This window comes from Bacillus sp. MM2020_4 (assembly GCF_011250555.1).
Classification (GTDB): Bacteria; Bacillota; Bacilli; order Bacillales; family Cytobacillaceae; genus Neobacillus.
In genome coordinates this window covers 44,560-56,120 of sequence record NZ_JAANMZ010000030.1, presented here as the reverse complement: position 1 = coordinate 56,120, position 11,561 = coordinate 44,560, and the positions used below count along the sequence as shown (strand labels likewise).

Annotated in this window: 13 protein-coding genes; 4 read left to right on the top strand and 9 right to left on the bottom strand. The window is 43.4% G+C overall.

Features of this window, described 5'->3' with window-relative positions:
• The first annotated feature begins 131 nt into the window (after positions 1-131).
• A complete protein-coding gene (locus G6554_RS17445) occupies positions 132-641 on the top strand; it encodes a DoxX family protein (RefSeq protein WP_166244156.1) in 510 nt (169 codons plus the stop codon).
• A gap of 84 nt (positions 642-725) precedes the next feature.
• Here G6554_RS17445 and G6554_RS17440 read toward each other — a convergent pair whose 3' ends face one another.
• The 5 genes from G6554_RS17440 to G6554_RS17420 all read right to left on the bottom strand — a co-directional run bounded on the left by G6554_RS17440 (position 726) and on the right by G6554_RS17420 (position 5,336).
• Positions 726-1,439: an ABC transporter ATP-binding protein gene (locus G6554_RS17440; RefSeq protein ID WP_166244154.1), complete on the bottom strand. Its 714-nt coding sequence runs from the start codon at positions 1,437-1,439 to the stop codon at positions 726-728.
• A complete protein-coding gene (locus tag G6554_RS17435; protein ID WP_166244152.1) occupies positions 1,432-2,205 on the bottom strand; it encodes an ABC transporter ATP-binding protein in 774 nt (257 codons plus the stop codon). Before G6554_RS17435 ends, G6554_RS17440 begins: the two co-directional genes overlap by 8 nt.
• Entirely contained in the window at positions 2,177-3,148 is a 972-nt protein-coding gene (locus G6554_RS17430; RefSeq protein ID WP_166244164.1) for a branched-chain amino acid ABC transporter permease, read from the bottom strand. The genes G6554_RS17435 and G6554_RS17430 overlap by 29 nt, the downstream gene beginning before the upstream one ends.
• Before the next feature lie 4 nt (positions 3,149-3,152).
• Entirely contained in the window at positions 3,153-4,037 is an 885-nt protein-coding gene (locus G6554_RS17425; RefSeq protein WP_166244150.1) for a branched-chain amino acid ABC transporter permease, read from the bottom strand.
• A 141-nt stretch (positions 4,038-4,178) separates the two neighbouring features.
• The gene (locus G6554_RS17420; protein ID WP_166244148.1) at positions 4,179-5,336 is read right to left on the bottom strand and encodes an ABC transporter substrate-binding protein; all 1,158 of its coding nucleotides are present in this window, start codon (positions 5,334-5,336) and stop codon (positions 4,179-4,181) included.
• Between the two features lie 219 nt (positions 5,337-5,555).
• Here G6554_RS17420 and G6554_RS17415 point away from each other — a divergent pair, with 219 nt between their 5' ends.
• The 3 genes from G6554_RS17415 to G6554_RS17405 are packed head-to-tail and all read left to right on the top strand — an operon-like array spanning position 5,556 to position 8,432.
• Positions 5,556-6,287, top strand: a complete 732-nt coding sequence (locus G6554_RS17415) for a (Fe-S)-binding protein (protein ID WP_166244146.1) — start codon at positions 5,556-5,558, stop codon at positions 6,285-6,287.
• Between the two features lies 1 nt (position 6,288).
• Complete coding sequence (locus tag G6554_RS17410; RefSeq protein ID WP_166244144.1) at positions 6,289-7,716, top strand: LutB/LldF family L-lactate oxidation iron-sulfur protein; 1,428 nt, start codon at positions 6,289-6,291, stop codon at positions 7,714-7,716.
• Entirely contained in the window at positions 7,713-8,432 is a 720-nt protein-coding gene (locus G6554_RS17405) for a LutC/YkgG family protein (protein ID WP_166244142.1), read from the top strand. The genes G6554_RS17410 and G6554_RS17405 overlap by 4 nt, the downstream gene beginning before the upstream one ends.
• A 595-nt stretch (positions 8,433-9,027) precedes the next feature.
• Here G6554_RS17405 and G6554_RS17400 read toward each other — a convergent pair.
• The 4 genes from G6554_RS17400 to G6554_RS17385 form a co-directional block, all read right to left on the bottom strand.
• Positions 9,028-10,506, bottom strand: a complete 1,479-nt coding sequence (locus G6554_RS17400) for a SulP family inorganic anion transporter (protein WP_166244140.1) — start codon at positions 10,504-10,506, stop codon at positions 9,028-9,030.
• A 221-nt stretch (positions 10,507-10,727) separates the two neighbouring features.
• The gene (locus G6554_RS17395) at positions 10,728-10,871 is read right to left on the bottom strand and encodes a YvrJ family protein (RefSeq protein ID WP_088090000.1); all 144 of its coding nucleotides are present in this window, start codon (positions 10,869-10,871) and stop codon (positions 10,728-10,730) included.
• 66 nt (positions 10,872-10,937) lie between these two features.
• Positions 10,938-11,156 (bottom strand): DUF2922 domain-containing protein, encoded by a 219-nt coding sequence (locus G6554_RS17390; protein WP_166244138.1) that lies wholly within the window; start codon positions 11,154-11,156, stop codon positions 10,938-10,940.
• A 103-nt stretch (positions 11,157-11,259) separates the two neighbouring features.
• The gene (locus tag G6554_RS17385) at positions 11,260-11,478 is read right to left on the bottom strand and encodes a DUF1659 domain-containing protein (protein WP_166244136.1); all 219 of its coding nucleotides are present in this window, start codon (positions 11,476-11,478) and stop codon (positions 11,260-11,262) included.
• Between the last annotated feature and the right edge of the window lie 83 nt (positions 11,479-11,561).

Sequence of the window (11,561 nt, the reverse complement as noted above, 5' to 3'; positions counted from 1 at the left end):
TTTGTTGCTAATTTGTGAAAAGTATCACAAACATCTTTCTTACCTTTGGAAAGGTGATAATATATAAGTGTAGTCAGAAACAAACAAGATCTTGTAAAAACTTATATTAATCCTAAGGGAGATGGAGTACCATGTTAAATCTTTTAAGAAAAAATACTATTGTCGCCGGGATTTTAGCTATCATTCGTGTTTATATAGGCTATGAATTTTTACATGCAGGTTATGGAAAAATAACAAGTGGCGGATTTGATGCAAGTGGATTTTTAAAAGGAGCGATTGCTTCTAGCACGGGTGAACACCCAGCAGTTCAAGGCTGGTGGGCAAAATTCTTAGAACAGGTTGCCTTGCCAAACGCGGATCTATTTTCTTTCTTAGTGCAATGGGGCGAAGTATTAGTCGGAATAGCCTTAATCCTAGGTCTTCTTACGAACTTTGCGACCCTAATGGGTATGGTCATGAATTTCTCTTTCTTGTTCAGTGGTACCGTGAGCACAAACGGACAAATGATTCTTTTAGCCTTCTTCGTCTTAGTTGCTGGAGCAAATGCCGGTAAATTCGGTGTAGATCGATATGTAATGCCCTATGTACGTAGGAACTTTGCAGCTAAAGGACATCATAAACAAGGCACAAATGCTGCGTAATGACAAAAAATGAGCGGAACTTTTTGTTCCCGCTCATTTTTTTGTGCCGTTACCCGAAGTGAAGTGGAAGAACCGTCCCCTGCTTCAGGCACCAGATTTCCTTCCAAGATATGCTTCCACAATTTTTGGGTCTTCTAATAAATTCTGTGCCGGGCCATGGATAATGACTTTTCCGGTCTCTAGTACGTAGCCATAATCAGCGGTCTTCAACGCCTGCTTCGCATTTTGTTCAACGACAAGCACCGTGGTTCCAGCATCCCTAATTTCTTTAATAATCTTAAAGATATCCGCGACAATCAAAGGAGCGAGTCCCATCGAAGGCTCGTCAAGCAGCAGCAGTTTAGGCTTTGACAGCAATGCCCGAGCAATCGCAAGCATTTGCTGCTGTCCTCCTGAAAGCGTGCCGCCAAGCTGAGCTTTCCTTTCCCGCAAGATCGGAAACCTCTCCATCACCGCTTCGATATCCTTTCCAATTTCCTTATCGTTACGCTGGTAAGCACCCATTTCCAGGTTCTCCAACACCGTCATGCCTGATAAAATCGCCCGGCCTTCCGGAACTAAAGAGACTCCTCTTTGCACAAGCTGGTCCGGCCTAAGCCCAGTTATATTTTCCCCTAAAAATTCGACGGAACCGTTTTTAGGCTTCAGCAACCCAGCGATCGTTTTCATGGTAGTCGTTTTACCGGCCCCGTTTGCACCGAGAATGGCCACAATTTTCCCTTGTTCCACTTCAAGGCTGACCCCTTTTAGCGCCTGGATTTTTCCGTAAAAGGTCTCGATTCCAGAAACTTTAAGCAATCTCCTCATCCCCCTCTGAACCGAGGTAGGCTTCAATAACCATCTGGTTGTTTTGAATTTCTTCAGGCGTGCCCTCAGCCAATTTTCTACCAAAGTTTAAAACGGTCATTTTATCACACAGCTTCATGACAAGTGGCATGTCATGTTCAATTAATAGGGTGGTAATGCCTCGTTCTTGAACCTTCTTAATTAAAAAAAACAATTCATCGGTTTCGGATTCATTCATCCCGGCGGCGGGTTCATCTAATAATAATAGTTTAGGGTCACTGGCTAAAGCTCGTGCAATTTCCAGCCTTCTTTGCTGCCCGTAAGCTAAGTTTTCAGAAATTGTCTCTTCGTATTCAGATAAGCCCACTAATTCTAGAAGTTCCATTGCCTTTACACGTAATCTTTCTTCTTCTGTACGCTGTGATTTTGTCCCAAAGACCCCGCTAAAAACGCCAGATTTGCTACGGGAATGCCCGCCGACCAATACATTTTCCATAGCTGTCATTTGTGAGAAAAGGCGAATGTTTTGAAAGGTTCGGCAGATGCCCTTATTGGTAATCTTATACGGTTTAAGACCGGTAATTTGTTCATCCAAAAAGGTAATTTCACCCGATGTCGGTGGGAACATATTGGTAATCATATTAAACATGGTCGTTTTTCCCGCTCCGTTTGGGCCGATCAGCCCATAGATTTCTCCTTCCTTGATGGAAAAAGAAACATCGGTTAAAGCAGAGATGCCGCCGAAATTCTTAGAGATGTTTTGAATGTTTAGAACCATGGTTACTCCTCCTTTTTCGCAGCTGCAACTTCTGTAGAAGGGGAACATCAATAATTCCCTGCGGGCGGAAGGCCATCATTAATACTAAAACAACCCCGTAAATCATATAACGATATTCGCTGATAAATCGTAGGACCTCTGGCATCAAAGTCATAAAGGTTGCTCCGAAAATAGAGCCCCAGATGACATCACTTCCACCGAATACCGCAAAAATAAGAATATCAACTGCGCGATGATAAGAGAAATCAGCCGGACTGATATATCCCATGATATGGGCAAATAATGCCCCTGCAAAGCCTGCGAAAACGGCACCTTGCGCAAAAGATAAAACTTTGTAATACGTGATATTAATTCCCATTGCCTCGGCTGCTTTTTCATCCATTTTGATAGCTGCAAAAGCCCGGCCGACACGAGATTTGTTTAGTCTAATCAAGAACCAGATGAGAAAAATAGTAATAAGTATCAATAGAATCAGGACCATTAAATAAACAAATTGATTGTTTCTTAGACCGATTGAAAGGGGACTGAATCCAGCATCCCTAGAAAACTTAAGCAATTCTCTACCAATTTGGGGGATACCTGAAAGACCGACTGCCCCTTTGGTAACCGACTCCCAATTGATGAGGAATACCCTTATGACTTCCCCGAATCCAAGTGTTGCAATGGCTAGATAAACCCCCGTTAGCCTAAGGGAGGGAATACCGATGAGAATACCGATCAGCCCGGCAACTACTGCCCCTGCAATGATGCCAGCGGCAATCGGCAAATCATAGTTAATGGTGAGTATCGCTGATGTGTAGGCGCCAATTCCCATAAACCCGGCAGACCCTAGCGAAAGCTGTCCGGAAGATAGGGTAATATAAATACTTAAGCCTAGAATAATGTTAATCATGATAAAAGATCCAACTTGAAGGTAGTATGGATTTATAAAATCTCCAAGCATATCATCACGGCCTTCCCTCTGATGTCTTTTGGCCAAATAATCCCTGCGGCCGTACTAAAAGGATCACGATGATTGCGAGGAAGGCAATAGCATCTCGATAACCCGAATCTCCATAGGCAACCATGAGTGTTTCCGCTAAACCAAGAATTAATCCTCCCGCCATTGCGCCTTTCACACTGCCCATTCCGCCCAAGATGATAATGGCAAGCCCCTTTAGCCCGATGGATAAGCCCATCTGCGGATTCACCGAGTTAAATGCCATTCCAACCAGGATGCCAGCAATTCCCCCCATAGCGGAGGCCATCACAACGGTTAAGGTAATGATCTGTTTTGTATTGACACCAAGGATACTGGCAGTGTCTAAGTTCTCCGCAGTCGCACGGAGCGCTTTCCCCGCTCTTGTTTTGGAAAGCCAATAGGAAAGGGCCATCATTAACATCACTGAAATCACAAAAATCACGATTTGCACTACGTATATGGTGATGGAACCGATTGTAAAATGAACTTCGGCAAAGGCATTTTTAAAAGGATGGTTTCCGGCACCGAATAAATGGTGTGATAGATTTTCTAGAAAAATCGATACCCCAATGGTGCTGATTAATGGGGCAAGATGGGAGACACCCTTTTTGCCGCGCAGCGGTCTTAATGCAAATTGCTCAAGCAAATACCCTAAAACAGCAGTGACAATGATGGCGGCAAGAAATGCCATCCAAATGGGTAAGCCCAATGTACCCGTTACCACGACGCCGATAAAAGCGCCAATCATAAAGATTTCGCCATGTGCCATATTAATGATGCCCAGAACTCCAAAAACAAGTGTAAATCCAAGGGCAACGATGGCATAAATGCTTCCAAGTGTTATTCCGTTTATTAATTGCTCCAACAGCAATTCATCTCACCCTTTAACTAAAAAATTTTCCCGTCATGATTTGCATAGGGACGGTTCTTCGATTTCCTGCTACATCAAGAACAGGTTATAGTAATGTAAGGAGGGCACTATTAAAGTGCCCTTCCATGTTCAGCCTATTTTTTATTCAAACAATTGGAATTTCCCATCTTTGATCATCAGAACGGTTGGTTCCATGACAACATCACCGTCTTTATCAAACGAGAAGTTACCAAGAATGCCAGGGAAGTCTTTGATTTCGGCAAGCGCATCGCGAAGTGCATCGCGGTCAGCTTCGCCGGCATTTTTTAATGCTTCCGCATAAATATATAGTGCATCGTAAGCTTGTGCAGCAAATTGGTCTGGCTTTTTCCCATATTCAGCATCAAATTTCTTTACAAAATCTTGTACCTTTTGATCTGGTTTGTCGGCAAACCAAGGTGTCGCAACAATTAATCCATCGGCAGCTTGTCCGGCAATATCAATTACCTGCGGCGAGTTAAATCCATTTCCGCCTACGAACGGTACATCAAGTCCAGCTTTTCTTGCTTGATCCATGATAACCGCGCCTTCATTGTATAATGCGGAACAAAGAATCAGATCCGGCTTAAGCCCTTTGATTTTGGTTAATTGGGCGTTGTAGTCTGACTGACCTTTTTGGAACGTTTCAATCGTTAAGATGTCAAGCCCCAAGTCTTCTGCTGCTTTTTTCATCGTATCAAATCCGGATTTTGTAAACACATCATCGTTCCCATAAAGGATGGCAACTTTCTTTGCACTGTTTTTATCAACCGCCTTTTTGAGTGCTGCCGGAATAGCCAGTGCTTCTGGTAAAGAGTTTCTGAAAACATAATCGCCAATCTGTGGAATTCCTTCAGCTGTTGTGGACGTACCCATAATCGGAATACCATTCATATCTGCTTCAGGACCTACAACGTTCATTTCAGTACTTAAAGTTGGCCCGATTAAGCCAACAATGTCATCGTCACTCATGACCTTTTGAGCGGCAGATAAGGCTTGCTCTTGTTTACCAGCTGAGTCTTCAATCACAAGGTCAATTTTGACATCGCCTTTTGCATTAATTTCCTTCTGAGCCAGTTTCAAACCATTGGTAATCGCTTCACCATAAGCAGCACCAGGGCCGGTAATATAGGAGATTACGCCAAGTTTCGCACTGACCGTATCTCCTTTAGCCGAATTGATCTTACTTGTTTTCTCAGAACTATTGCCGCTGCATGCTGTTAAAGCCAAAAGCAATAGAACAGCCATTAGTAGAAATCCTTTATTAAGATACCTTTTCATTTCTATCTCCCCCTTTTTAGAAAATTCTATATTATCTATTAAATAATAATATTCAAATAATGTAAACACCTTTCAACAGCAACTATATATTTGTTGTTAATTATCGGAATTTTCTTTATACTATCAAGATATACGTTATCATTTCGAGAATAGTTTAGGACAAGTGTTCTAGTGGCACCCGCGTTTTTTCTTAGTAAATGTAAATGGAGTTGAATGAATATGAAAGTAGCCCTTTTTGCCACCTGTTTAGTGGATATGTTCCGTACAGATGTTGGGAAGTCTACGGTTGAATTATTGGAATATCTCGGCTGTGAGGTGGAATTTCCGAAGGGACAAATTTGCTGCGGACAACCAGCCTATAATTCTGGCTATGTGAAAGACTCAAAAGAGGCAATGAAGCATATGATAGAAGTCTTTGAGAATGCTGAATATATTGTCAGTCCTTCGGGTTCTTGTGCCTATATGTTTAAAAAATACCCGGATGTATTTCAGGGAGATCCAATCTGGGAACCCCGAGCCAAAAAGGTCGCTGATAAGACCTATGAACTCACGCAATTTATCGTTGATGTCCTTCAAGTAGAGGATGTCGGTGCTGTTTTTGAAGGGGATGTAACCTATCATATGTCATGCCATATGACGCGTTTGTTTGGCGTGAAAAGCGCTCCACTGACCCTTTTATCGAATGTGCGCGGCTTAAAATACACACAACTGCCAAATAAGGACACTTGCTGCGGCTTTGGTGGAACCTTTTCTGTAAAAATGGAACAGATTTCTGAACAAATGGTGGATGAAAAGGTTCAGCATATTATTGAAACAGGCGCAGAATATTTAATTGGAGCGGATGAAGGTTGCCTTATGAATATTCGCGGACGGGCAGAACGCGTAGGGGCAAAAGTGGAAGTTCTGCATATTGCTGAAATCTTAAATAAACGTAAGATAGAGGTGAATTAATATGCCAATGAAAGTAGGTAGTGAGCCATTTAAGAGCCGTGTTGACGAAGGCATACAAAATACTTTCATGCGCGGAGCTGTATCAGGTGCACAGGATCGTTTAGAGGTTAATAGATTGAAAGCTGTAGATGAATTGGGCGACTGGGAAACATGGCGCTTACTAGGAGAGCAGATTCGCCGGCATGTTCTTGAGAATCTTGATTACTATCTGACACAGCTGAGCGACAATGTTGCCAAGCTTGGGGGATATGTGTACTTTGCTTCAACTGCTGAGGAAGCGCGTGACTATATTCTTAGTGTAGCTAAGCAAAAAGGTGCTAAAAAGATAGTCAAGTCAAAGTCGATGGTAACAGAAGAGATTGATCTCAACCATCATTTATTGGCAAACGGCATCGACGTGGTGGAAACCGATTTAGGAGAATATATTTTACAGCTTGATAACGATCTTCCCTCACATATTGTCGCACCTGCATTGCATCGCAATAAAGAACAAGTGCAGGAAAGCTTTCACCATCATCATGGCTATGAAGGTACATCGCGGCCTGAGGATTTGACAAAGCATGCGCGTAAAATGCTGCGGAATGATTATTTAACAGCTGATATCGGCATTACAGGGTGCAATTTTGCCGTTGCTGAAACAGGATCCGTGTGTATCGTAACAAATGAAGGGAATGCGGATCTTTCAACCTCTCTTCCACCAACACAAATTACCGTGATGGGGATGGAGCGTCTCGTACCGACCTTTGAGGAGCTAGAAGTGCTTGTTAACATGCTGACTAGAAGTGCCGTCGGACAAAAATTGCCTAGCTACGTTACCGTGCTAAGCGGTCCTCGTCATGAGGATGAAATCGATGGCCCTGAGGAATTTCATTTAGTTATTGTTGATAATGGACGTTCTGAAATAGTAGGGACCGAGTTTCAATCGATTTTACAATGTATCCGCTGTGGTGCTTGTGCTAATGTTTGTCCTGTATACCGCCATGTGGGCGGCCACTCCTACGGTTCGATTTATTCTGGCCCGGTGGGAGCGGTGCTTTCTCCGCTGCTTGGAGGGTATGATGACTATAAAGAATTGCCTTTCGCATCAACACTTTGCGGAGCATGTACCGACGTCTGTCCGGTGAAAATTCCGCTGCATGAATTGCTTCATCAACATCGTCAAGTCATTGTTGAAAAAGAAGGCCGCACTCCATTATCCGAACGCTTCCTCATGTCCATTTTTGGAATGGGTTCGTCTTCATCCGGCCTGTATAACATGGGTTCAAAAATAGCTTCAAAAGCATTAAGGCCCATTATTAAAGACAGCCACATTTCCAAAGGAGTAGGCCCGCTGAAAAATTGGATGGAAGCACGCGAGTTCCCTGCACCAAATAAAGAGCGTTTCCGCGACTGGTTTGAAAACAGATCGAAGGGAGGAAACGGATCATGACAGGCCAAATTCAAAATCGTCAAGCATTTATCGGAAAAATTTCACAGAAGCTGAAGCGCAGTGCAGTGCCGTCAGCTATCGAACGGCCACAGTGGGCATACACGCCGCAGTATAACGTATTGAGGGATAAAACACAGGACGAACTTCTGGAAGTTCTGCAGAAACAATGTAAATTGATCAATACAACCTGTAAGGTCACCCCGCTCGCTGATTTGCAAGAAGCTGTCTATGAGACGATTCAATCATATGGCGGCGGTCCGATCATCGCCTGGCAGGATGAGCGCGTTCAACAGTACGGATTATCCGACCTTTTCACTGAACGTCTGCCAAAAGAGCAGGTAGCTGTCCACATCTGGGATCCGGCAATCGGCCGTGAAAACATCTCGCTTGCTGAAACGGCTACTATCGGAATCACCATTGCAGAGCAGACACTTGCTGAATCGGGCACGGCTGTCCTTTTAAGCCATAAAAATCATGGCCGCACCGTAAGCTTTTTGCCGGAAAAATCAATTATTTTAATACCAAAGAGCACCATTGTACCAAGGATGACACAGGTGGCTGTTGATCTTCGCAAACGCATTTTGCAAGGTGAAAAGGTACCATCATGCATAAACTTTATATCTGGGCCAAGCAACTCAGCTGATATTGAAATGATCCTGGTCGTTGGTGTACACGGTCCAATGCGCATGACCTATATTGTTATTGATGATTTGTGAGAGGACAGCTCTAGAAGGAAAATGGGGGTCAGTCCTTCGGCAGGCACGTAAAAGCTTTAGTATACGAGGGACTAACCCCATTAACTCGTCGCTTTTGGCCATGTGTGACATAGTCGCCAAAGTTTCCAGCTTCATGAGGGACAAATCTAGTGGATTGTAAAAGGGATTAGTCCTTCATCGCCTTGATGAAGGCCAAATCTAGTGGACTGCAAAAGAGATTAGTCCTTCATCGGCTACATGAAGGCCAAATCTAGTGGACTGCAAAAGAGATTAGTCCTTCATCGGCTACATGAAGGCCAAATCTAGTGGACTGCAAAAGAGATTAGTCCTTCATCGGCTACATGAAGGCCAAATCTAGTGGATTGCAAAAGGGATTAGTCCATCATCGCCTTGATGAAGGCCAAATCTAGTGGATTGCAAAAGAGATTAGTCCATCATCGGCTACATGAAGGCCAAATCTAGTGGATTGTAACAAAGATTAGTCCTTCATAGTCTTTGATAAAAGATGTTACTTTACACTTTTCTCCGATGACGACATTCTTATTTTTCGGATTCAAAAAAACACGCTGATCTTATTCAGCGTGTTTCTTCCATTCTAGAAGCTTGAAACCTTTTCAAGGTCATCGGGATTTTTATGAACGGTAAGTCTTTCAAGCAGTTTCATGCTTTCCCGATTGACCCCTATAAGATTCACCTTTACTTCATTTTGCTGGTATTTCATGACTACTTTATCGATCGCACCGATGGCAGAGTCGTCCCAAAGGTGGGCGTGGGTTAAATCAATTTCAATTTCGGTTACGTCTTCTTTAAAATTAAAGTGATGGACAAAGTCTGTGACTGAAGCAAAGAAAAGCTGCCCTGATACTTGATAAATTTTTCTATGTGACCCTTTTGGGGATAACGTTTTAATCGTGACTTTTGAAATCTTTGAGGCAAAGAAAATAGCACTCAGGATAACTCCGCAAACCACTCCAATCGAGAGATTATCTGTTGCCACGACCGTAATGACGGTAACGATCATCACCACCGTATCCGATTTCGGCATAACGGTCACTTTTTTCAATGATGACCAATCAAACGTTCCAATGCAAACCATAAACATGACCGCTACTAATGCAGCCATCGGTATTCGAACAAGAACATTATTTAAAGAAACAATCAGGATCATTAAAAATACCGCAGCCCAAAAGGTCGAAAGTCTTCCACGGCCACCTGATTTCACATTGATCCCAGATTGCCCAATCATGGCACAACCGGCCATTCCGCCAAATAATCCCGATACCATGTTGGCGATCCCCTGGCCCCGTGCTTCTTTGTTTTTATCACTCGTGGTATCTGTCAGATCATCGACAATTTGCGCGGTTAACAGCGACTCGATTAATCCAACCACAGCGATGCCAAGTGAATAAGGAAAGACGATACGCAGTGTTTCGAGTGTAAATGGCACGTGAGGGAGCCAAAACGTAGGCAATGCTTGTTTCAATTGCCCTAAATCGCCGACCGTATTGACGTGCGCACCCGTTACTACCGCAATGATGGTAATGACAATAATTGCGACCAGTGGCGAAGGAACAGCTTTTGTGATTCGTGGAAACAGATAAATAATCGCTAATCCTCCTGCGACCATGGCGTACATGACCCAGGTTTGACCTTTAAAATGGGTTAATTGTGCCATAAAAATTAAAATAGCTAATGAATTGACAAAGCCAACCATGACCGAACGAGGAATGAATTTCATCAAACGAGCTACCTTCAGTGATCCGAAGATCATTTGAATCAACCCTGTTAGGATGGTAGCCGCTAATAAATATTCTAGTCCGTGGCCCTTCACTAAACCGCCCATTAATAGGGCGGTTGCTCCGGTAGCGGCAGAAATCATCGCAGGTCTGCCGCCCACAAAGGCAATTACAAGGGCAATGCAAAACGACGCATATAAGCCGACCATCGGATTTACACCCGCAATGATGGAAAAAGCAATCGCTTCTGGAATCAGGGCAAGGGCTACAACTGTACCTGAAAGAATGTCACCCTTTATATTCCCAAACCATTCATATTTAATTGTCTCTACATTCAACAATAAAACACCTCTTCTATTATTATTTTTGACTTTCAACTCTCATGAAAGCCGGGCCGTTGATAACATATGAAAGTATATATGAATGTGACGATTTTGTGAAGAGGAGAATTTTTCCGGAGGGTTCTAGATTTCAACTAGTAAATGGTTGGTTTAAGAGGAAAGCGGAATAGCAAAATGCAAGAAACCAGTTGGTTTGATTCCAGCTGGTTTCTTGCACTTTATATTCTCTCCCTCATCCGCTCGGGAAGAGTCTGAATCGACTGGACCACTAAATCAAGCTTTGCTTCAATTCGGTAAAGCAGATAGAGGGTCACCACAATCGGGAATCCCACCTGGCTAATGATTGGAATGAGCTGTTCCACTTTTCCCACCTCCTTCCCTGACTCTTAAAAAGAGGCCGGCTTCATTGGAATCCGACCTCTCCGTTATTAAGCAAGCTCGTAATCTGTTACATTGCGTTCGATCACTCGTGCTCCTTTTGCAGCAACAAATCTGCCGCTAGCGGTTGTGAACACATCAGATGTAATGATTTGAGCCATCGATAATTTTACAACTTCCTCATCAATGGGCTCTTTTGGACTATCGACCGAAATACGTGCCGTCTTCCCAAACTCCGTGCCAAATTCCAACTCCAACGTCTTTGCCATTTCTATTCACCTCCTCTCGGTTAAGTTTCCACTACTGTACTAGTAGCAATGGTGACAGGCACCATTCCCACTACGTCACTAGTAGAATTGGTGTCAGGCACCACTAGCCAATAATCTCGGAGCTGTCGTTGCGCTCGATTTTGTTTAGCTGGTCGTTGCATAGTCCTGCGATTGCTTGTGCTGCCTGCGATAGTTGATCTGCGGTTGCTGCTTTTGTGACGTTGCTAAACGTCTTTGCTTTGAGGATCGGCTTACCTTCGTCATCGATGCCGGCCTCAAACACTAAGCGAAGCTTCGTGCCTTCTAATAATGCTTGTGCCATTGTCTCTCACCACCTTTCACCTTTTATATAGATAGAAGTCGGCAGAAAGGTCGGGATGGAGAAAAATAATATAAATAGATTCG

What these genes read in the sequence shown, in the direction of transcription:
- G6554_RS17445 (WP_166244156.1), top strand. Translation starts at nt 132, where the DNA reads ATGTTAAATCTTTTAAGAAAAAATACTATTGTCGCCGGGATTTTAGCT.
- G6554_RS17435 (WP_166244152.1), bottom strand. Translation starts at nt 2,205, where the DNA reads ATGGTTCTAAACATTCAAAACATCTCTAAGAATTTCGGCGGCATCTCT.
- G6554_RS17430 (WP_166244164.1), bottom strand. Translation starts at nt 3,148, where the DNA reads ATGCTTGGAGATTTTATAAATCCATACTACCTTCAAGTTGGATCTTTT.
- G6554_RS17420 (WP_166244148.1), bottom strand. Translation starts at nt 5,336, where the DNA reads ATGAAAAGGTATCTTAATAAAGGATTTCTACTAATGGCTGTTCTATTG.
- G6554_RS17415 (WP_166244146.1), top strand. Translation starts at nt 5,556, where the DNA reads ATGAAAGTAGCCCTTTTTGCCACCTGTTTAGTGGATATGTTCCGTACA.
- G6554_RS17410 (WP_166244144.1), top strand. Translation starts at nt 6,289, where the DNA reads ATGCCAATGAAAGTAGGTAGTGAGCCATTTAAGAGCCGTGTTGACGAA.
- G6554_RS17405 (WP_166244142.1), top strand. Translation starts at nt 7,713, where the DNA reads ATGACAGGCCAAATTCAAAATCGTCAAGCATTTATCGGAAAAATTTCA.
- G6554_RS17390 (WP_166244138.1), bottom strand. Translation starts at nt 11,156, where the DNA reads ATGGCAAAGACGTTGGAGTTGGAATTTGGCACGGAGTTTGGGAAGACG.
- G6554_RS17385 (WP_166244136.1), bottom strand. Translation starts at nt 11,478, where the DNA reads ATGGCACAAGCATTATTAGAAGGCACGAAGCTTCGCTTAGTGTTTGAG.